Consider the following 20,843-nt stretch of genomic DNA (forward strand, 5'->3'; position numbering starts at 1 on the left):
GGCGACGGTCCGGGCTTCAGGCTCCCACCGGGGTACGGGGGTGTCGAGGATGATCTGGCGGGGCCGGCCCGTCGACGCGGCGGCCCGGCGTGCCCGCCGGGCCGCGACGCGCAGGTCGGGAGCCGGCGGGCGGTCAGGTGGGGTCGAGGCGCAGCAGCCGCGTCCCGTGGGGTTCGACGGCCGGCCGCAGCCAGTCGCCGTCCGTGGGGACCGGCTCCCCGGACCAGAGGTCGGTCGCCCGCCACCCGCGCGCGGCCCCGACGTTGCCGAGCTGCACGTCGACCACGGCCGGTGCGTCGCCGAGGTGGAAGACCGCGGCGTACCGGCTCGGCGTGGTCGTCGAGCGCGCCGCCCACAGCACCAGCTCGCCCTCGCGCAGCACCTCCCGGTTGTCCGTGGAGTGGCGCAGCACGTCCAGGACGGCGTCGTTCGTCAGCAGCGCGATCGTCTCGGGCGACGACGTCGGCAGGTCCCCGCCCATCATGAGCGGGGAGCGTGCCACGACCCACAGCGTGACGAGCGTGCGCTGCTCGGCCGCGGTCAGCAGGCTGTGGCGGTCCTCGCCCCGCTCGGCGCGGATGCCGATGTGGCCCAGCGGCAGCATGTCGCCGTCGGGCCATCCCGCCGGCGACGCGAACGGCGCCCACCGCGCCAGGCGCGCGAAGTTCGCCTCGACGTCCTCCCACCGGTCCCACAGGTCGTCGCAGACGCGCCACATGGTCGCGTGCGCGCGCAGGTGCTCGAGCCGCGTGGTCGCGACGTCCCGCCCGGGGGACAGGCTGAGCTCGATCGGCCGCCCGCTGCGCAGGATCGCCAGGGCGTAGGCCTCGATGTCCGCCCGGCGGTACGGCCAGAGCATGTCGTCGGCCTTGATGAAGTCCACGCCCCAGCCGGCCAGCTGCGCGACCGCCGAGTCGTAGTACGCCTGCGCGGCCGGGTGGCCGTGGTCGAGACCGTCGTTGTCCGGGTTCCACTCGCACCGCTCGCCCGGGTCGGCGATGTCGCGAGCGGTCGCGTCGGTGCCGAGGACCGGGAGATCGCGTTCGGTGGCGACCCGCGGGATGCCGCGCATCACGTGGACGCCGAAGCGCAGGCCGAGCGCGTGCACGCGGTCGGCGAGCGGACCGAAGCCCGCCCCGCCGGCGGCGGACGGGAAGCGGTTGGGCGCGGGCTGCGGGCGCCCGTGGTCGTCGACGACGAGGGGTGCGCCCTCGTTGTAGCCGTGCGAGCGGGCCGTCGGGTCCGACCAGGAGATGTCCACGACGACGGTGTCCCACCCGTGGGGCAGGAGGTGCTCGGCCATGAACTCGGCGTTCGCGAGCACCTCCTTCTCGGTCACGGTCGTGCCGTAGCAGTCCCAGCTGTTCCAGCCCATCGGCGGCGTCGTCCGCGCTGCCGGCCCGCCCCCGGACGGGGCACGGGCGGGGTCGGGAAGCGTGGTCAGGGGCTCGGCGCGGTCCTCGTCGACCATGCGGGTTCCTCCTCGTCTCGTCCCGCAGGCTAACCGGACCCGGCACCTATGCTGTGCCGGTGGCCCCCACCGCTCGCGACGTGGCCGCCCTGGCGGGCGTCTCGGTGAAGACCGTCTCGCGGGTGGTCAACGGCGAGCCGCACACCCGTCCCGAGGTCGTGCAGCGGGTCACCGCGGCCATGGCGGAGCTCGGCTGGACGCCCAGTGCGACCGCCCGCAGCCTGCGCACCCGCCGCACCGGGCTGGTCGGGATCGGCGTGGCCGAGCTGCGCCGGCCGTACCTGGCGACCCTGGTCGAGGCGCTCGTCGCCGAGGCGGACCGCTGCGGGATCCCCGTCGCCGTCGAGCCGACCCACGGCGACGTCGAGCGGACCCGTGCGCTGGTCGACGCGCGGGGCCGCGTGTTCGACGGCCTCGTGCACATCGGACCGCCTCCCGCCGCGATCGCCCTCCCCGGCGCGCTGACGGACCGGCCGGTCGTCGTCGTCCAGGGCGGGGCGGCCGTCGACGGCGTGGACCGCGTGGACGAGGACGTCGACGAGGCGATGGCCCTCGCGGCGCGGCACCTGGCCGTGATGGGACGCCGACGTCCCGTGCTGCTGGGCGGCGACCGGGCGCGCCGCCCGGACGAGGACCCGCACGCACCGTCCGCCGCGATGCGGGCGGCGCTCGCGGGTGCGCGGCTCGACCCCGACGTCGTGCCGGTCGTGCCGGTCGAGGGCGTCGCGGACCGACGAGCGGGCGCGGACGCCGCCCGTCGTGCCGTGGCGGAGCATCCCGGGCTCGACGCGCTGCTGTGCCTCAACGACGAGGTGGCGCTCGGCGCGCTCGCCGCCCTGAGCGCCCTCGGCGTCGACGTGCCCGGCCGCGTCGCGGTCGTGGGGCACGACGACCTGGACGACGGCCGGTTCTCGACGCCGTCGCTCACCACCGTCGACCCGGGGCCCGCCCGGTTGGCGCGCGTGGCGCTCGAGCTGCTCGGCGACCGCCTCGCGGGACGCGGACCGCAGCAGCCGCGGGCGGTCACGCTGCCCGTGCACCTCGTGCGGCGCGAGTCCACGCTCGGCGAGGTCGCGCCGTGAGGCGCCCGACGCTCGCCGATGTCGCCGCGGTCGCCGGCGTGTCGGCGAAGACCGTCTCGAACGTGCTGCTGGGACGCAACGAGGTGTCCGAGGCGACGCGCCGGGCGGTGCTCGCCGCGGTCGCGCAGAGCGGCTACGAGGTCAACCTGGCCGGCCGTGGGCTCGCGTCCGGACGCACGGGGCGCGTCGCCGTCGTGGTGCCGAACATCTACCAGCCGTACTTCGCCGAGATCGCCGAGCGCCTCATCCTCGCGCTCGAGCAGCACGGCCTGACGACGATGCTGCGGATCGGCCACGACGAGGCGGCCGAGCGCGAGGCGGTGCTGGGCCCCCGGACGCGCGACGTGGACGGCGTGGTCTTCTGCCCGCACTTCGTCCCCGACCCGGACGACGTCGCGACCCCGCCGCGTCCGGTCGTCCAGCTCGGCGGTCCACCCACGCCGCGGTGGGACTGCGTCGTGATGGGGGAGCGCGAGGGCGCGGAGGCCATCACCCGGCACCTGCTGGAGACGGGCAGGCGACGCATCGCGGTCGTCTGGAACGGCGCCCCGGGTGCCACGCCGACGGACGACCGGTTCGCCGGGTACCGGGCGGCGCTCGAGGCGCACGGCGTGCCGCACGACCCCGCGCTCGTCGTGTCGGGGTCGGACTGGGACCGGCGCGCCTCCGGGTACGAGGCGATGGTCGGGCTGCTGCGCTCGGGCGCGTCGTTCGACGCGGCGCTGTGCGTCAACGACGCGATCGCGGCGGGCGTGCTGCGTGCGCTGCACCGCCACGGCGTGCGCGTCCCCGACGACGTGGCCGTGACCGGGTTCGACGACACCGACGAGAGCGCGTTCACCGTCCCCGCGCTGTCCTCGGTCAGCCCGCAGCAGGAGGAGATGGTCGGGCACGCGGTCGCGATGCTCCTCGAGCGCATGGCGGGTCACGACGGCCCGCCCCGTGAGGTCCGCACGGGGGCGCACGTCGTGCTCCGGGCCTCGTCCGCGACGTCCTGACCTGCGCAGCGGGCCACGCCGACGACGGCGGGCACGCTCGGCGCGCGCCGGCCGTGGTTCCGCCCGTCGGTCGTCGGCACCGCGCGCGCCGCGCGCCATCGGGCGATCCGGACGAAACCCAGTTGTTGTCTCGCTATTGACAACGCTGAAGTAACGCCGCCACGATCGACCTGCGCCCACGAGGACGCACGGCTCGCACCGCACCACCCGCACGACGGCCGCCCCGACCCGGGCCGCACGCCGCGCACCCGCCGCCCCGGCACCGTCGCCGGGCGCGGTCCCGGCGCCGGTCGCCCGGTGCGTCGCAGCCGTCACCGCACGCCCGTCTCGAGGAGGAGACCCATGGCTCGCACCACCCGCTCCCGGCGGACTCGCACGCCGGGCCAGGCGCACGGGCGCCGCACGCTCACGACGACGACGGTCGCCGTCGCCGCGTCCGCCCTGGTCCTCGCCGGCTGCACGGGCGGCGACGACGACGGCGGGGAGACGACGGGGGGCGGCGGCGAGGAGCTGAGCGTCCTCGTCGTCAAGCACCCGCTCACGCGCGCGATGACCGACATGGCGTGGGTCGCGGAGCTCGAGGAGGCGGCGGACGTCTCGATCTCCTGGGAGGAGGTCACGGCGGACTGGGACCAGAAGAAGTCGACGATGCTCGCCGCCGGGGACACGCCGGACCTCATCATCGGCGTGAACGCGATCACCGATGCGGACCTGGCGACCTTCCGCACGCTGTTCGAGGACCTGAGCGACGACCTCGACGCCATGCCCAACGTCCGCGCGATGCTCGAGGAGGTCGACGGGGCGAAGGAGATGGCCACGCAGGCGGACGGCGCCGTCTACGCGCTGCCGAGCTGGAAGGAGTTCTGGCCGCAGGCCATCACGCGGCAGTACATCAACCAGCAGTGGCTGGACAACCTCGGCCTGGAGATGCCGACCACGTGGGACGAGCTGTACGACGTCCTCGTCGCCTTCAAGGAGCAGGACGCGAACGGCAACGGCGACCCCGGCGACGAGATCCCGTTCGACTGGTCGCCGGTGGGGACCACCGGGTACGGCTACTTCCAACCGACCGCGCTGCTCGGGAGCCTCGGCCTGCCGATCACGGGGGGCGGGGGCGCGGGCTACTTCGTCGAGGACGGCGAGGTCGGCAACTTCCTCGCGGACGAGCGGTGGAAGGAGGTCCTGACGTTCCTCCACCGCGCGTACGCGGCCGGGCTGGTGAACCAGAACGTCATCACCCAGGACTACTCGGCCTACCAGTCGGTCGCGCGCGGCTCCGGCGACACCGCGGCCGTCGGCTTCAGCTGGGGCTGGACGGCGTCCGACCGGTTCGGTGCCCGGCTCGCCCCCCAGTACGCGTCGATGGCCCCGCTGCTGGCGGAGGAGGGGCAGGACGAGCCCCTCACGTGGAGCTACGACTTCGAGAACCTCACCGCCAACCACGTCGTCGTGTCCGCGCAGTCGGACGCGAAGGACGCGGCCCTGCGGGTGGTCGACGCGTTCTACGACCAGGACATGTCGGTCCAGGTGCTGTTCGGGGACTTCGGCACCAACGTCGAGAAGGTCGACGACGACACCTACCGGGTGCTGCCGCCCGCGGACGGCACGAGCGACCCGTCGAGCTGGAAGTGGACGTCCACGCTCGCGGACTTCGGCCCGATGTGGATCCGCGAGGGGATCGACCTGACGCTGCCCGCCGACCTGGCCGAGGCCGTCGAGCAGAGCGAGCCGCTCGAGGAGGCCGTCGCGAACGTCGACCCCGACGAGGACGTCCTGCCGCCCTACCTGAAGATGAGCACCGAAGACCTGAGCACGCTCGCGCTCAACAGCTCGACGATCCTCAACCTCACCCAGACCAAGTTCGCGGAGTTCGTCACCGCCGGCGGGATCGAGGAGGGCTGGGACGCCTACGTCGCCCAGCTCGAGGCCTCCGGCCTGCAGCAGAACGTCGACCTGTACCAGAAGTACTACGACGAGTCGCAGGGCTAGGCGCGGTACGGCGTGGTGGCGGGCGACCGCCCGCCACCACGTCCGCGCAGGGACGGACCCGGGACCCGCGACGGCGCGGGTCGGTGACGAGAAGGGGGTGGTGTCGTGGCGGTGAGCGTCGACGAGACCGCGGCGAGGGTGCCGGGGACGACGCCGGTGCGTCCGGCGATGCGGACCCGGCGGGGCCGGACGGTCTCCGGCCACCTGCGGACCAAGTGGCAGCTGTGGCTCATGCTGGCACCGGCGATCGTCGTGACCGCCGTGTTCGCGTACGTCCCGATGTACGGGATCCAGCTCGCGTTCCGCGAGTTCGACTTCGCCGCCGGTCTGACCGGCGGTGAGTGGGTGGGCCTGAAGTACTTCACGCAGTTCTTCGAGAGCCCGCTGTTCTGGACCCTGATCCGCAACACGGTCGCGATCAGCCTCACGACCCTCGTGGTGGGTTTCGTCGCGCCGATCCTGCTCGCGCTCACCGTGAACCAGATCGTCGGGCGGCGGCGCAAGCGGTTCACGCAGACCGCGACGTACCTGCCGCACTTCATCTCGATCGTCGTGGTGGTCGGCATGCTGCAGGTGTTCCTGTCGCCGACCTCCGGGGTCGTGCCGAACTTCCTGTCGCTGTTCGGCGTCGCCGAGCGCAACTACCTGGGCGACCCGGACTCGTTCGTCCCCGTCTACGTGATCTCCGAGGTCTGGCAGCACTGCGGGTGGAACAGCATCATCTACCTCGCCGCGCTGTCGAGCATCGACACGCACCTGTACGAGGCCGCGCGGGTCGACGGTGCGAGCAGGCCGCAGATCATCCGGCACATCGACCTGCCCGCGCTGGTGCCGACGATGGTCGTGCTGTTCATCCTCAACATGGGCGGCGTGCTGAACGCGGGCTTCGAGAAGATCTTCCTGATGCAGAACCCGCTCAACCTGCAGGCCTCCGAGGTCATCTCCACGTACGTCTACAAGATCGGCATCCTGCAGAGCCAGTTCAGCTACTCGACCGCCATCGGGCTGTTCAACACGGTCATCAACTTCACCTTCCTGGTGCTGACGAACCAGCTCGCCAAGAAGTTCGCGAACACGAGCCTGTGGTGATCCGGACGAACAACGGGAGAACGACCATGACGACGACGTCCCTGCGGCCGTCCCTGCGGCCGGCCCTGCGGCGCAGGACGCCCGGCGACCTGCTGTTCTCGATCGCGCTCGGCACCACGGTCGCGCTCGTGCTCTTCGCGACGATCTACCCGATCTGGTTCGTGACGATCGCCTCGGTGAGCGACCCGACGATGGTCGCCACCGGCAGGGTGTGGCTGGTCCCGCAGGGGTTCAGCCTGTTCGGCTACGAGCAGATCCTCGCCGACAGCCGCATCTGGACCGGCTACCGGAACACCATCCTGTACACGGTGGTCGGCACCGCGCTGAACCTCGTGGTGACGCTGCCGGCGGCGTACGCGCTGTCGCGGCGCGAGTTCGCCCCGCGCAGGCCGCTGATGTTCTTCTTCGCGTTCACGATGTTCTTCAGCGGCGGTCTCATCCCGACGTACCTGCTGTACCGCGACCTGAACCTGCTGGACAACTGGCTCGTGTTCGTCATCCCGTCCGCGCTCAACGTGTACAACCTCATCATCGCGCGGGCGTTCTTCGAGAACTCCCTGCCCGAGGAGCTGTTCGAGGCGGCGACGCTCGACGGCGTGGGCTACCTGCGGTTCTTCCTCACGATGGCGCTGCCGCTGTCGAAGGCGATCATCGCGGTGATCGGGCTGTACTACCTGGTGCAGCACTGGAACGACTTCTTCACCGGCCTGATCTTCGTGCGCGACTACGACAAGCAGCCGCTGCAGATCGTGCTGCGGGACATCCTGCTGTCCAACCAGGCGTTCGCCGGCGGCGCCGGCGGTGCCGGCGGGTCCGGCGGCGGGGAGTACGCCCAGCAGTTCGCCGACCAGATCAAGTACGGGGTCATCATCGTCTCGACGCTGCCCGTGCTGCTCGTCTACCCCTTCATCCAGAAGTACTTCGAGAAGGGCGTCATGGTCGGGTCGGTGAAGGGCTGATGGGCCGCCTGGTCGGGTGGCACACCCGCGTGGGCGACCTGGGCCTGCGCCTGCTCGTCCTGCACCTGCTGTGGCTCGCCTGGACGCTGCGCGGCGGGGTCGTGCTCGGCCTCTTCCCGGCCTGCGCGGCCGTGCAGGCGGTCGTGCGGCGGGACGCGCTGCACGGCACGGACGAGCCCGGCCGCGGCCCGCTGCGGCAGGAGTTCGCCGCCGCGTGGCGCCGCGAGCTCGTGCCGGCGAACGTGCTCGGGTACGCCGTCGCGGCCGGCTGGGCCGTCCTGCTCCTCGACCGGCGGCTGCTCGGCGTCGCGGACCTCGGGGCCGCCGGACCGGTCCTCGCCGGTCTGCTGACTGTGCTGACCGTGGTCGCGTTCGCGGTCACGGCCGCGCTGCCGGCGCTGGCGTCCCACTACGCCGAGGGGCCGGTGCGCCTCCTGCGGCGCGCCCTGGTGCTCGTCGCGGCGCGGCCGGGGCACGCGCTGGTGCACACGGCGGTCGTCGGCGCCGTGCTGTGCCTGTACTACGTCGTCCCCGGGCTCGTGCCGGTGTTCGGCGTGGCGCTGCCCGCCTACCTGTCGTTCGCGACGCTGTGGGGCTCCGGCCTCCTGCCGGCGCCGGCACGCCCCGCCGCGCCGCGACCGGTCCCGTCCCACCCGGCGAGGAGAGCCACGTGACCCGGCCGTTCGACGTGCACGCCGCCGCCCTGGTCTGGCGGGGCGACGGGGAGACCCTGGTCGTCGAGCCCTGGGGGCGCGACAGCGTGCGGGTGCGCTCGGCGCTTGGCGACGTGGTCGACGCCGACTGGGCCCTCCTGGCGCCGGACCCCGCCTCGCACGACGGGGCCACGGTCGTGGTCGACGGCGCGCGCGCGACGCTGACGAACGGCCGCATCCGGGTGGTGGCCACGGCGACGAGCGGGAAGGACTGGCAGACCGGTGCGCTCGCGCACGACTGCCGCCTCGCGTTCGAGGACGTGGACGGGCGGCCGCTGTTCTCCGAGGTGGGCACCGGCGGTGCGCTGAAGCTGCGCGCACGCAGCTACCGCCCGCTGCCCGGCGGCGGCGTCCGCGCCGGCCTCGCGCTGACCGCCCCCGCCGACGAGCACCTGGCCGGGATGGGCCAGTACCAGCAGGACCTGCTCGACCTCAAGGGGTGCACGCTCGAGCTCGCGCACCGCAACTCCCAGGCCAGCGTGCCGTTCGTCGTGTCGACCGCGGGGTACGGGTTCCTGTGGCACAACCCGGCCGTCGGGCGCGCGACGTTCGGGGCCAACCGCACCGAGTGGGCGGCCGAGAGCTGCCGGCAGATCGACTACTGGGTCACCGCCGGCGCGACCCCCGCCGACATCAGCCGCCGCTACGCCGAGGCCACGGGGCACGCACCGATGATGCCCGAGCACGGGCTCGGCTTCTGGCAGTGCAAGCTGCGCTACTCCAGCCAGGCCGAGCTGCTCGCGGTGGCGCGCGAGCACGTCGGCCGCGGCCTGCCGCTCGACGTGATCGTCGCGGACTTCTTCCACTGGCCCCACCTGGGGGACTACCGGTTCGAGGACGAGTTCTGGCCCGACCCGGCGGCCATGGTCGCGGAGCTGCGCGAGCTCGGCGTCGAGCTCATGGTCTCGGTCTGGCCGCAGGTGTCGCTCGAGTCCGAGAACGTCGCCGAGATGTCCCGGCGCAACCTGCTGGTGCGCACGAACAGCGGCATCGACGTCCAGATGTGGTTCGGCGGCCCCAGCCGGTTCGTCGACGTCACGAACCCCCGGGCCCGCGCGTTCCTGTGGGACCGCTGCCGGGAGGGGTACGCGCGGCACGGCGTCCGGCTCTTCTGGCTGGACGAGGCCGAGCCGGAGTACGGCGTGTACGACCTGGACGCCTACCGGTACCACCAGGGGCAGGCCCTCGAGGTGGGCAACCTGTACCCCCAGGCGTTCTCACGGGCGTTCTGGGAGGGGCAGACGGCGGACGGCGAGACCGAGGTCGTCAACCTGGTGCGCTGCGCGTGGGCGGGGTCCCAGCGCTACGGCGCGCTGGTGTGGTCGGGGGACATCCACTCCGACTTCCCGACGCTGCGCCGCCAGGTCGTCGCCGGCGTCCACATGGGCGTCGCGGGCATCCCGTGGTTCACGACCGACATCGGGGGGTTCGGCGGCGGTCGCACCGACGACCCGGCGTTCCACGAGCTGCTGGTCCGCTGGTTCCAGGTGGGCACGTTCCTGCCGGTGATGCGCCTGCACGGGGACCGCGCCCCCGCCGCTCCCGTCGTGGCGGCGGACGGCTCGCCGCGCAACCCCACGGGTGCCGGCAACGAGCTCTGGTCGTTCGGGGACGAGGTGTACGACGTGCTCTCCCGGTACGTGCACCTGCGCGAGGAGCTGCGCGACTACACGCGCGAGCTCATGGCGGCGGCGCACGCCGACGGCCAGCCCGTGATGCGCGGGCTCTTCCACGAGTTCCCCGACGACCCCGAGGCGTGGCGGGTCGCCGACCAGTACCTCTACGGGCCCTCGCTGCTGGTCGCACCGGTGCTCGAGGCGGGCGCCACGGCACGCCGCGTGTGGCTGCCGGCCGGCGCGCGGTGGACCTCGCTCGTCACGGGGGAGGTCCACGACGGCGGCCGGTGGGTCGACGTCGACGCGCCGCTCGCCACCGTGCCGGTGTTCAGCCGCGACGGCGCCCTGGCGCACCTGGTGGGCCGCATCCCGTCGGCGTGACGGGCGGGGCGCGGCGGCGTCCCGTCCCTGTCGCGCGCGCGCCCTCGCACCGTGTCACGCTCCCGTCGCCGTCCGTCCCCGGACGCGCCCGTTCCCTGGAGGCATCCTCATGCAGCACGTCGACCTGTCGGCCCCACCGGCGTCCGGTGCGGCGTCCGCCCTCCGGTCCCCCCGGGGGACGCGGACCTTCCCCCTGGACGCCGTGCGCCTGCTCGACGGCCCCTTCAAGGACGCGCAGGACGCGGACGTCCGCTACGTGCTCGCGCTCGACCCCGACCGCCTGTGCGTGCCGTACCTGCGCGAGGCAGGGCTGGCGACGGACGCGCCGGGCTACGGCAACTGGGAGGGCGACGGCATGGGCGGCCACATGGCCGGCCACTACCTCTCCGCGTGCGCGCAGCTGTGGGCCGCCACGGGCGACCCGCGGCTGCGGGACCGCGTGGAGCACGTCCTCGACGTCCTCGAGCGGTGCCGGGACGCGGTCGGCACCGGGTACGTCGGCGGCGTCCCGGACGGGGCCCGGCTCGGGGAGGAGCTCGCCTCGGGGGTCGTGGACGCGGACACGTTCAGCCTCAACGGCCGCTGGGTGCCGCTGTACAACCTGCACAAGACGGTCGCAGGCCTCCTCGACGCCGCGACCCACGCCCGCTCGGCGCGGGCCCTCGCGCTCGCGGTGGGATGGGCCGACTGGTGGCTGTCGGTCAGCGGCGCGATGTCCGACGACGACTTCGAGGAGATGCTGACCACGGAGTTCGGCGGCATGGCGGACACGTTCGCGGGCCTCGCGGAGGTCACGGGCCGGGCCGACCTGCTCGCGCAGGCGCAGCGGTTCGCGCACCGCCGGGTGCTCGAGCCGCTCGCGGCAGGCCGCGACGAGCTCGACGGCCTGCACGCGAACACGCAGATCGCGAAGGTGGTCGGGTACGCGCGGCTGGCCGCGCTGACCGGCGCGGACCGGTACCGCGACGCGGCGGACACGTTCTGGCGGACCGTGACGGAGCGGCGCACGGTGGCGATCGGCGGCAACAGCGTCCGTGAGCACTTCCACGCCGCGGACGACTTCACGGCGACGGTGGCCGAGCGCCAGGGGCCCGAGACGTGCAACACCTACAACATGCTCAAGCTGACGGCGCTGCGCTTCGACGCCACGGGGGACCCCGCGCTGCTCGACTTCTACGAGCGCGCGACGTTCAACCACGTGCTGTCCTCGCAGCACCCGGTGCGCGGCGGGTTCGTCTACTTCACGCCCCTGCGGCCGGCGCACTACCGCGTGTACTCGCAGCCGAGCACGTCGATGTGGTGCTGCGTCGGCTCCGGGATGGAGAACCACGCCGCGTACGGCCGCCTCGTCTTCTCGCGCGAGGGCGAGGACCTCGCGGTGAACCTCTACCTCGGTGCCGAGCTCGACTGGGCGGAGCGCGGGGTCCGCGTGCGCCTCGAGGCGGACCTGCTGCGCTCGGACACGGCCGTCGTGCGCGTGTCCGCAGCCGAGCCGGTCGAGCTCGGGCTGCGGCTGCGCCGCCCCGGCTGGGCGCACGCGGTGGAGGTGGAGGTCGACGGGCTCCCCGCGGGCGCCGTCGAGGACGGCGGCTACCTGGTGGTGCGCCGGACGTGGTCCGGCGACCGGGCCGTGACGGTGCGTCTCGCGACCGGCCTGTCAGCCGAGCCGCTGCCGGACGGATCGCCCTGGGTCGCGTACCGGTGGGGGCCGGTCGTGCTGGCCGGCCGCGACGGGGTGGACGGGCAGGACGGTCTGCTCGCGGGGGAGGAGCGGATGGGGCACGTCGCGGCCGGGCCGCTGCGTCCGCTGGCGCAGACCCCGGTCGTCGTGCCGCAGGGGGACCCGGCGCGCGCGGCCACGCTGGTGTCCCGGGACCCGCTGGCCGTGGACCTCACCGCGTGGGCGCCAGGCGCGGACGCTCCCGACGCGGTGCGGCTCGAGCCCTTCGCGTCCGTCCACGACGAGCGGTACACGGTGTACTGGCCCATGGGTGCCGACGCCGACGCGCGGCGGGCCGAGCTCGCCGGCCTCGACGCCGCCGAGGCGGGCGAGGCCGTCGTCCTCGACGACGTGGCCGCGGGGGAGCAGCAGCCCGAGTCCGACCACGCCTTCGCCGGCGAGCGCACGCGCGCGCACGTCGCGGGCAGCACGCGCAGCCGCAGCGCGACCGGCTGGTTCGCGTACGCCCTGCGCGACCCCGCCCGTGCGGGCGAGGTCCTGCGGCTGACCTGGCTCTCCGCGGACCCGGGGGACCGCCGCGCGCACGAGGTCCGCATCGGTGGTGAGGTGGTCCGGCCCGTCGCGTCCCGGGCGGACGGGGGCGTCGTGCACGAGGACTACGCGGTGGCCGCCGACGCGCGCGACGCCGACGGGCGCGTGCACGTCGCGGTGCACGGCCGCGACGGGTGGGCGACGCCGGAGCTGCTGCGGGTGCGCCTGCTCGCGGGCACGGCCTGACGCGCCGGGCCGGCCGCACGGTCGCGGCCGGCGCGGCTCGGCGGTCGCGCGCGCTGTCCGCGGCGGGGGTGCAGGCCTGCCGGACGCGCCCGGGGCACCGCGGGACGTGCCCACGGTGCCCCGGTCCGAGCGGCCGCGCCGCCCGTGTCGTCGTCAGCCCGTGTCGTCAGCCCGCCGCCGGCGCCGCGTCGTCGGTGTAGGGCAGGCGGCCGAGCGTGCCGGCCAGGACGTCCTCGGCGGACGCCCGGTGGTTGACGACCGAGCTCGTCCACCGGCCCCACTGGGTGGGGTCGACCACGTCGCCGTTGTGCCCGAGGTTCTCCAGGCGCTTGCGCTCGTCGTCGGTGAGCCGCTGCGTCGGCAGGGGCTCGAGGTGGCGCACGTCGTCGGCGGTCATGCCGAGGCGCTCACCGACGCGGGTGCCGTAGTCGTCGTGCACGAGGAACAGGTGCCAGAGCATGCGCTCCTGCACGTCGCGCTCGCAGTCGGCCAGCAGCCCGCCGAGCGTCTTCACGAGCTCGTCGCGCTCCCAGTCGTTCATGGTGTTGTACCGGCCGCGGGCCTGGACGTAGTCGTTCGTGCGCTCGAGCGGCGCCTGCGTGAGCTGCCCGCGGATCTCCGGCGGCTGGTTCGGCTGCCGCTCGGCCTCGTGCAGCCCGCCGTGGATCGACGGCTCGTAGTTCACGTGCGGGTTCTGGCCGGGGGCCAGGTCGACGCCGTACGACATCTGCCCGCCGCGCTGGTTCGTGTGCACCCGGCCCTCGCGGCCGCGGGCCTGGTTGACCGGCAGCTGCAGGTAGTTCGGGCCCACCCGGTAGCGCTGGGTGTCGGAGTAGCTGAACGTGCGGCCCACCAGCATCTTGTCGTCCGAGAAGTCCAGGCCGTCCACGATCACGCCCGTGCCCATGGCGATCTGCTCGTTCTCGTTATGGAAGTCGTCCACGTTGCGGTTCAGCGTCATCGTGCCGACGTGCCGCAGCGGGAACTGGTCCTCGGGCCAGATCTTCGTGTCGTCCAGCGGGTCCCAGTCGAGCTCGGGGTGGTCGTGGTCCTCCATGACCTGCACGTACATGTCCCACTGCGGGAAGTCGCCGCGCTCGATCGCGTCGTACAGGTCCTTGGACGCCGAGCCCAGGTCCTGGCCCTGCACCGTCGCGGCCTCCTCGTCGGTCAGCGAGGCCACGCCCTGGCGCGGGTGCCAGTGGAACTTCACCAGCACCGTCTCGCCGGCGGCGTTCACCATCTTGTAGGTGTTGACGCCGAAGCCCTCCATGTGGCGGTACGTCGCCGGGATGCCGCGCGGGCTGAACAGGTGCGTGAGCATGTGCATCGACTCGGGCGTCTGGCTCATGAAGTCGAAGATGCGGTTCGGCTCCTGCCGGAACGTCACCGGGTCCGGCTTGAGGGCGTGGATGACGTCGGGGAACTTGATCGCGTCGCGGATGAAGAACACGGCCAGGTTGTTGCCGACGACGTCCCAGTTGCCGTCCTCGGTGTAGAACTTCACGGCGAAGCCGCGGGGGTCGCGCGCGACCTCCGAGGAGTCCCGCCCGCCGATCACGGTCGAGAACCGGATCGCGAGCTGCGTCTTCTTGCCCGGCTCGGCGAAGAGCTTGGCCCGCGTGTACGTCGAGGCCGGCTCGTCGCCGATCTTCCCGGTGGCCTCGAACTCGCCGTACGCCACGAACCCGCGCGCGTGCACCACGCGCTCCGGGATCCGCTCGCGGTCGAAGTGGCTGATCTTCTCGAGGAAGTGGTAGTTCTCCAGCGTCGCGGGTCCGCGGCTGCCGACGGTGCGCTGGTTCTGGTTGTCCTGGACCGGGTGGCCCTGTCGTGTGGTGAGGGTGCGGTCGTCGTCTGCCATGTGGCTCCATGCCCCGGTGGGCAGCCGAACGACGAGCATCGTCTCGGCGGCCGGGGGCGGGTCGCGTCGAACGTGGGGGCGTCTTCGAGGCTAGGCGCGATCCGGGGCGCCCGCCCGCTCGCACGTGGCGGGGGCGACGGGGGACCGTCCGGCGCCACGTAGCCTGGACGGCGCCGGCCGGCGGCGGACCGAGGGGGCCGCCCGCATCTCGAGGAGCTCCATGACCCGTCGTTCCCGGACCCGGCGCACACGGGCGCTGCTCGCCCCGGTCGTCGGTATCGCGCTCGTCACGGCGGGCTGCGCCTCCGGCCCCACCGGCTCCGTGCCGACCCCGTCGGCCACGACCTGCGTCGCCGCCCTGCCGTCGCAGGCGATCCCCGACGACGGCGTGACCCTGGGCGTCAACCCCGACTGGGGCCAGGAGATGCTGACGGAGTTCACGGACGCGACCGGGCTGCGGCCGGGTGCGGCGGTGTCGTTCACGGACGTGCCCCTCGACGACGCCGACGCCCGGAACGTGCGCGCGGCCGCGGAGCAGGTCGCCGGGAGCGGGGGCGTCCTCGTGCTCACCCTGGAGCCCCGCGACGGCCTGGGGGCCGTGACGGACGCCGTCGTCTCCGACGTCGTCGACCTGCTCGCCGAGGTCAACGCCACGGGCGTGCCGGTGCTGCTGCGCTTCGCGCACGAGATGAACGGCTCCTGGTACCCCTGGGGCCAGCAGCCCGCCGCGTACGTCGAGACGTTCCGCCGCGTCGCCGCCGCCGTGCACGCGGGCGCGCCGGGCACCCAGACGCTCTGGGCCCCGAACTACGGCGGCGGCGGGTACCCCTTCGTCGGCGGGCAGCACGCGGCGCAGCCCGGGACGGCGGACCTCGACCTGCTGGACACGAACCGGGACGGGGCCCTCACCGGCGCCGACGACCCGTACGCGCCCTACTACCCGGGGGACGACGCCGTCGACTGGGTCGGCATGTCGCTCTACCACTGGGGCGACGCCTACCCCTGGGGCGAGGACGAGGTCCCCGAGCCGACGAAGTTCCTCGACCAGCTCACCGGCACGTACGTGGGAGCTTCCGGCGACGACTCGCCCGTCCCCGACTTCCACGCCGACTACGCCCAGGCCCGCGGCAAGCCCCTGGCCATCCCCGAGACGGCCGCCTTCGTCTCCGCCGACGCGGACGACGCGCTCGCCCTGCAGATCAAGCAGACGTGGTGGCGGCAGGTGTTCTCCGACGCCGTGCACGAGCGCCTGCCCGCCCTCCGCCTCGTCAACTGGTTCGACTGGGACAAGCACGAGACCGAGGTCGACGCCGAGGTCCGCTGGTCCCTCAGCGGGGACCCCGCCGTGGCGGCGGCGTTCCGCGCCGACCTGCCCGCCTGGGTGCGGCAGGCCCCGGACGTCACGCCCTGCCGACCGACCGGCGCCTCGTCCGCACCGACCCGCTGACCGCGGGCCCGCGCACCCGCGTCGCCGCCGTCACTCGTCGGCGGCCTCCTTCTTGCCCCGCGTCACCAGGAGCGGGTCCGGCGTGCCGACGACGTCGTGGTCCTTGCCGTCGTACTCGAACTGCCCGAGGAAGAAGCGCATCGCGTTGAGACGGGCTCGCTTCTTGTCGTTGGACCGGATGATCGTCCACGGCGCGTACTTCTTGTCGGTGCGCCGGAACATCTCCTCCTTCGCCGCCGTGTAGTCCTCCCAGCGGTCCAGCGAGGCGAGGTCCATGGGGGAGAGCTTCCAGCGGCGGACCGGGTCGAGCTGGCGGATCGCGAACCGCGTGCGCTGCTCCGTCCGCGAGACGGAGAACCACAGCTTCGTGAGGTGGATGCCCGACTCCACGAGCATCCGCTCGAACGCCGGCGCCTGCGCCATGAACGTGCGGTACTCCTCGTCCGTGCAGAAGCCCATGACCCGCTCGACCCCGGCGCGGTTGTACCAGGAGCGGTCGAACATCACGATCTCGCCGGCCGTCGGCAGGTGCTGCACGTAGCGCTGGAAGTACCACTGCCCGCGCTCGCGGTCGCTCGGCTTCGACAGGGCGACCACGCGCGCGCTGCGCGGGTTCAGGTGCTCGGTGAAGCGGCGGATCGTCCCGCCCTTGCCGGCCGCGTCGCGGCCCTCGAACAGGATGACGGCGCGGCGGTCGGTGTCCTCCAGCCAGTACTGGAGCTTGAGCAGCTCGACCTGCAGCCGGTACTTCTCGACCTCGTACGCGTCGCGGTCGAGGAGGTCGTCGTACGGGTACCCCTCCCGCCACGTGTACACGGGGTTGCCCTCGGGGTCGATGAGGTTCGGGTCGGGCGTGTGGCTCTCGCGCACCGTGTAGCCGCTGTCGCGCAGGAACTCGATGTACTCGCGCAGGTCCGTGGGCGGGTTGACGACGGTCATTGCCGTCCCTCCTCGGTCGTGACGGGCGGGGCGATGACCCGGTCCCACGAGTCTGGGCAGGCGCGTGCGGATCAGCCACCGGAGGGGCGCACGTGGCGGCGCAGCCGCCGGCCACCTCCCTCGGCTGACCGCGCGGGACCGTCACCAGCCGGGCCAGGGCACCGCCTCAGCCGGCCCCGGTTCCCGGCCCAGGGCCCGCGCCGCCGCCTCGGCCACGGCCGGGTCGGGGGGGAACGCGCCGACGGGCAGGCGTGACGTCCCGGGCGCGAGCACCCGCACGCAGCGCCACCCGGCCGCCGCGACCTCGGCCGTCGTGAGGTCGACGACCCAGACGTCCCGGCCGGCGGCCAGGACGGCCGCCCGTGCGCACCCGTGCGGCGGGGCGGTGGCCGGCAGGCTGCCGGACGTGCCGGCGCCACCCCGTGCGGCGGGCGCGGTGGCAGGCACGGGCCCGGTACGTCCGGTACCGAGCCGCGCCCGCAGGCGCGTGCGCACCGCCGGGTCGAGCGTGAGCTGCACGTGCGCCAGCGGGTCCACGAGCCGCCGCTGCCCCGGCCCGGCCGCATCCAGGTAGTCGCGGTCCGGACGGTGCGGCGGGAGCCCTGGCACCGCGTAGCGCACGAGCGACCCGCCGGGGTCGGCGAGGTCGCGCGCCACGACGAGCTGCCACAGCGCACGTGCGGCGGCACGGGGCTGCGCCTCGTGGTCCGGCCCGGCCGCGACGGCGAGGGTCGCCACGTCGCCGTCGTCGACGACGGCCAGCACCACCGGGACGCCGAGGGGCGAGGGCAGCCGCCGCAGGTCGAGGGCGAGCGAGGTGCCGCCCCATGCCCGCACGACGTCCTCGACGACCGCTACCGGCACCGGTGCGGGCGCCGCCGAGTCGGACCACCACGTCCACGCGGCGTCCTGCGCGGCCACGTCCCGGCACGCCGCCTCCAGCGCCGCCGCGTGATCGCGCCCCGCGCCCAGCCCGGCCATGTTCATCGGGTGAGCGACGGGCAGGTCCGGGCGGGTGTCGAGCCAGCGGACCACCGCCTGCGCGTACGGGACGCGCCCGGCGGTCGCGGTGCCGTCGGCACGGTGCCGCGTCGCCGCCGCCCACGCGGTGCGGGTCCGGTCGTCGACGCGCACCAGCGGGCACCCGGGCCGGGCGAGCACGTCCGGGTCGACCAGGCGCAGGTCGGACAGGTCGAGCAGCGGCACGCCGCGGGCGCGCAGCTCCGCCGCCGTGGCGTCCACGACGTCGAGCTGCCCGTGGTCCTCGCCGGCCCAGTGCCGCACGACGGCGTCCACGAGCACGTCGGGGTCGGGGAGCCCGTCCGTCAGCTGCACCGCGACCGCCTGCGCGTCGACGCCGGGGGCCAGCGGCATCCGCACCTGGTGGTGGTGGAACCCGGCCGGCAGGTCCGCGCCGTGGCGCAGCCGCACGGCGGTGAGTCCGTCGAGGACCGCCCCGTCAGGCATGCGGCATCGGGAACGTGAGCAGCTCGTGCTCGGCCAGCGGCTCCTCCCGCCAGCCCAGCTCGACCGCGAGGTCCTGCACACGACGGCGACCGAGGAACGGGAACGCGGCAGGCGCGTTGCCCACGGTCCCCGGGACCAGCACCCGCACGACCCGCATCCCCGTCGACGCCACGTCGGGCGTCGTGAGGTCCACGACGACCACCTCGAGCCCCTGCTCCTCGACGGCCGCGCGGTACGTGGCGGCGGAGCGGTCCGGCAGGTGCGGCACGTCGTCGAGGGCGCGCGTCGCGGGTGGGGCCAGGAGGTGCTCCACGCGCCGCCCCGCCCGTGGGTCGAGGTACACCTGCTGCTGCACCATGAGGTCGTCGCAGTCGCGCATGTCGGGCCGGAAGTCGTCGAGGTACCGGCGGTCGGCGCGCCACGGCTTGAAGGCCCGGCCGTTGAGCTCGCCGTCGGCCATGACCTGCCAGTGCAGGCCGTCGCGGCGCAGCAGGTCGCGCGACCCCTCCTGCAGCGTGAACGCCTCGGTCCACGCCTTGAGGGCGGCGTCTCGGAAGCGAGGGCGGGCCGAGAAGCCCACGTTCACGAGGGCGTCGGCGTCGTCGTGCACGACCGCGGCGGCCACCGGCACGCCGAACTCGTTGTCGAGGTGCAGCAGCGCCGTCCGGCCCGTGACGACGGAGGCGAGCGCCGCGTCCGGCACGACGGCCGGCAGGGGGTGGCCGTTGAGCCACCACACCATCGTCGCGTGCCGCTCCACCACCTCCTCCAGCGCGCTCGCGACGGCGAAGTCCTCGTCGGGGCCCGCGGCGATGCCCGCGAACGCGCAGAAGTTCGTCGGCGGCGCCGACGCGTACCCGGCGGAGTACCAGTTGACGTACACGAGCGACGCGGGGACGAGCACCTCCCGGTCGCGCGTGAGCGAGCGGCCCGGCACCCAGTGCACCGGCAGGTCGCGCGTCAGCGGCACGAACGGGAAGCCCGGCGCGCCGTACTGCGCGTCGGAGTACAGGACGAGCTCCTCGGGGTCGAGCGCGGGCGCACCGCGGCGCCGCAGCTCGTCCCAGGACGCGTGCGTCACCGGGAGCGTGTCGAGGACGTTGCCGCAGTACCGCTCGACCGACTCGCCGACCGCCGCCGCCGACGCGCCGTCGGGGTCACTGAAGGCGCTGCCCTGGCAGAGGACGTTGTTGGCCCACGGCGAGACGGCACGGACGTCGCCGACGTCGCACTGCCGCGTGACCAGCGCGGCCGGCACCGACGGGTGGTGGCGCACGTCCCGGACACGCAGCACGAGGCCCGTGCGCGGGTCGACGAGGTCGTCGACCGGGTGCGGACGGTGCACGGTGCTGCGGTGCGGCAGCGGCAGCACCGGGTGACGCACGTGCACGACCCCGCCGTCCCCGCGGGTCACCTCGTGCAGCACGTCACCGGGCGCGGCGATGCCGTCGTGCGCACGGGCGGACGCGTCGGCGACCACGTCGAGCACGGCGTCGAGCACGTCGGGCAGCAGGTCCGGCGGCGGGCCGGCGTCCCCGCCCGGGGCGGGTGTGCGGACGGCCCGGTGGACGCGGTGGTCACGGGACGCGGCCGTGCGGCGCGCGACGGCGTCCTCGAACGACGCCCCGACGCCCGGCGTGACGAGCGGCCCCGCCCACGCGCGCCCCCGCGTGAGCTCGACGGGCAGCCACGGCACGCGCATGTCGTGGCACATCCGGTCCACATCGGCGAGGTCGCCGTCGCGCGGGCCCCGGACCGCGACGACGAGCAGCCGCCCGGACGCGTACGCGCGGTTCACGACGGCGCGAGGGTCCCACGCGATCACGTCGAGCGCGGCGCCCGGGCCGGCGCGGTCCGCGAGCGCGGCGACGAGGTCGGCGTCGCCCGTGAGGAGGACGTCGAGCCCGGGCCGGGCACGCGGGGGCGCCGGAGCGGGCGGTGGTGCGGGTGCGTCCCAGACGCGGCGCTCGGTGAGCAGCGCGCGCAGCGGGCGCGCGGCGACGGCGAGCGCCGGGTCGACGAGGCCGTCGACGGTCGCGTCCCAGGACGCGACGAGCAGCTGCACCGTCGCGGCGGGCAGCCCCACCACGTGGTGCACGTCGTCCGGCGTCGTCACGACGCACGCGGTCGGGTCGAGCGGGCGCACCTCGACACGCGCGTGGCGCGGCGGTGCGCCGGCGGGCGCGGTCGCCGGGGTGCCGACGGGGGTGGTGGTCATGGGTGTTCCCTCGCGGGTGGGCGCGACGGCGTGGGCCGTACAGCGCGGCGGGCGGCGTGAGCAGGTCGGGCGGCGCGGGCGGGTCAGGCGGCGCGGGTCGGGCGGGCGTAGCGTCGTCGCTGCGCACCGCGCCGACGCGGGTCCGGCCCCGT

14 protein-coding genes are annotated in these 20,843 nt (G+C 74.3%); 9 read left to right on the forward strand and 5 right to left on the reverse strand.

Annotated features, from left to right (window positions below):
* Positions 1-133: 133 nt before the first annotated feature.
* Complete coding sequence (locus tag FB586_RS13865; RefSeq protein WP_136520240.1) at positions 134-1,375, reverse strand: glycoside hydrolase family 27 protein; 1,242 nt, start codon at positions 1,373-1,375, stop codon at positions 134-136.
* Between the two features lie 155 nt (positions 1,376-1,530).
* Here FB586_RS13865 and FB586_RS13870 point away from each other — a divergent pair, with 155 nt between their 5' ends.
* From FB586_RS13870 to FB586_RS13905, 8 genes are all read left to right on the forward strand, one after another.
* On the forward strand, positions 1,531-2,553 hold the full coding sequence (locus FB586_RS13870) for a LacI family DNA-binding transcriptional regulator (RefSeq protein WP_136519922.1): 1,023 nt from the start codon (positions 1,531-1,533) through the stop codon (positions 2,551-2,553).
* Positions 2,550-3,551 carry a LacI family DNA-binding transcriptional regulator gene (locus FB586_RS13875; RefSeq protein ID WP_136519923.1) on the forward strand — a complete coding sequence of 334 codons (1,002 nt, stop codon included), beginning with the start codon at positions 2,550-2,552 and terminating at the stop codon, positions 3,549-3,551. The genes FB586_RS13870 and FB586_RS13875 overlap by 4 nt, the downstream gene beginning before the upstream one ends.
* Positions 3,552-3,893: 342 nt before the next feature.
* Positions 3,894-5,540 carry a type 2 periplasmic-binding domain-containing protein gene (locus FB586_RS13880; protein ID WP_136519924.1) on the forward strand — a complete coding sequence of 549 codons (1,647 nt, stop codon included), beginning with the start codon at positions 3,894-3,896 and terminating at the stop codon, positions 5,538-5,540.
* Between the two features lie 105 nt (positions 5,541-5,645).
* The gene (locus FB586_RS13885; protein WP_246036765.1) at positions 5,646-6,629 is read left to right on the forward strand and encodes an ABC transporter permease; all 984 of its coding nucleotides are present in this window, start codon (positions 5,646-5,648) and stop codon (positions 6,627-6,629) included.
* Positions 6,630-6,655: 26 nt separating this feature from the next.
* Entirely contained in the window at positions 6,656-7,588 is a 933-nt protein-coding gene (locus FB586_RS13890) for a carbohydrate ABC transporter permease (RefSeq protein WP_136519925.1), read from the forward strand.
* Positions 7,588-8,262 (forward strand): YesL family protein, encoded by a 675-nt coding sequence (locus FB586_RS13895; RefSeq protein ID WP_136519926.1) that lies wholly within the window; start codon positions 7,588-7,590, stop codon positions 8,260-8,262. Before FB586_RS13890 ends, FB586_RS13895 begins: the two co-directional genes overlap by 1 nt.
* Complete coding sequence (locus FB586_RS13900) at positions 8,259-10,298, forward strand: glycoside hydrolase family 31 protein (RefSeq protein WP_187697877.1); 2,040 nt, start codon at positions 8,259-8,261, stop codon at positions 10,296-10,298. The genes FB586_RS13895 and FB586_RS13900 overlap by 4 nt, the downstream gene beginning before the upstream one ends.
* Before the next feature lie 109 nt (positions 10,299-10,407).
* Positions 10,408-12,756 (forward strand): beta-L-arabinofuranosidase domain-containing protein, encoded by a 2,349-nt coding sequence (locus FB586_RS13905; RefSeq protein ID WP_136519927.1) that lies wholly within the window; start codon positions 10,408-10,410, stop codon positions 12,754-12,756.
* Positions 12,757-12,922: 166 nt separating this feature from the next.
* Here the strand turns inward: FB586_RS13905 and FB586_RS13910 are convergent, their stop codons facing one another.
* Positions 12,923-14,620 (reverse strand): catalase, encoded by a 1,698-nt coding sequence (locus tag FB586_RS13910; RefSeq protein WP_136519928.1) that lies wholly within the window; start codon positions 14,618-14,620, stop codon positions 12,923-12,925.
* Positions 14,621-14,840: 220 nt separating this feature from the next.
* Between FB586_RS13910 and FB586_RS13915 the strand changes: the two genes are divergently transcribed.
* Positions 14,841-16,067, forward strand: a complete 1,227-nt coding sequence (locus tag FB586_RS13915; protein WP_136519929.1) for a glycoside hydrolase family 26 protein — start codon at positions 14,841-14,843, stop codon at positions 16,065-16,067.
* 30 nt (positions 16,068-16,097) lie between these two features.
* Here the strand turns inward: FB586_RS13915 and ppk2 are convergent, their stop codons facing one another.
* The 3 genes from ppk2 to FB586_RS13930 form a co-directional block, all read right to left on the reverse strand.
* Positions 16,098-17,006: a polyphosphate kinase 2 gene (gene ppk2, locus FB586_RS13920; protein WP_136519930.1), complete on the reverse strand. Its 909-nt coding sequence runs from the start codon at positions 17,004-17,006 to the stop codon at positions 16,098-16,100.
* 141 nt (positions 17,007-17,147) lie between these two features.
* Entirely contained in the window at positions 17,148-18,473 is a 1,326-nt protein-coding gene (locus FB586_RS19465) for a YcaO-like family protein (protein WP_168800563.1), read from the reverse strand.
* Positions 18,466-20,691: a YcaO-like family protein gene (locus FB586_RS13930; protein WP_136519931.1), complete on the reverse strand. Its 2,226-nt coding sequence runs from the start codon at positions 20,689-20,691 to the stop codon at positions 18,466-18,468. Before FB586_RS13930 ends, FB586_RS19465 begins: the two co-directional genes overlap by 8 nt.
* Positions 20,692-20,843: the final 152 nt, after the last annotated feature.

The sequence above is a fragment of the Cellulomonas telluris genome (genome assembly GCF_004886325.1).
Lineage (GTDB): Bacteria > Actinomycetota > Actinomycetes > Actinomycetales > Cellulomonadaceae > Cellulomonas > Cellulomonas telluris.

Coding starts and splice junctions, on each gene's coding strand:
- FB586_RS13865 (WP_136520240.1), bottom strand. CDS start 1,375: ATGGGCTGGAACAGCTGGGACTGCTACGGCACGACCGTGACCGAGAAG.
- FB586_RS13895 (WP_136519926.1), top strand. CDS start 7,588: ATGGGCCGCCTGGTCGGGTGGCACACCCGCGTGGGCGACCTGGGCCTG.
- FB586_RS13905 (WP_136519927.1), top strand. CDS start 10,408: ATGCAGCACGTCGACCTGTCGGCCCCACCGGCGTCCGGTGCGGCGTCC.
- FB586_RS13880 (WP_136519924.1), top strand. CDS start 3,894: ATGGCTCGCACCACCCGCTCCCGGCGGACTCGCACGCCGGGCCAGGCG.
- FB586_RS13915 (WP_136519929.1), top strand. CDS start 14,841: ATGACCCGTCGTTCCCGGACCCGGCGCACACGGGCGCTGCTCGCCCCG.
- ppk2 (WP_136519930.1), bottom strand. CDS start 17,006: ATGACCGTCGTCAACCCGCCCACGGACCTGCGCGAGTACATCGAGTTC.
- FB586_RS19465 (WP_168800563.1), bottom strand. CDS start 18,473: ATGCCTGACGGGGCGGTCCTCGACGGACTCACCGCCGTGCGGCTGCGC.
- FB586_RS13930 (WP_136519931.1), bottom strand. CDS start 20,691: ATGACCACCACCCCCGTCGGCACCCCGGCGACCGCGCCCGCCGGCGCA.
- FB586_RS13890 (WP_136519925.1), top strand. CDS start 6,656: ATGACGACGACGTCCCTGCGGCCGTCCCTGCGGCCGGCCCTGCGGCGC.
- FB586_RS13910 (WP_136519928.1), bottom strand. CDS start 14,620: ATGGCAGACGACGACCGCACCCTCACCACACGACAGGGCCACCCGGTC.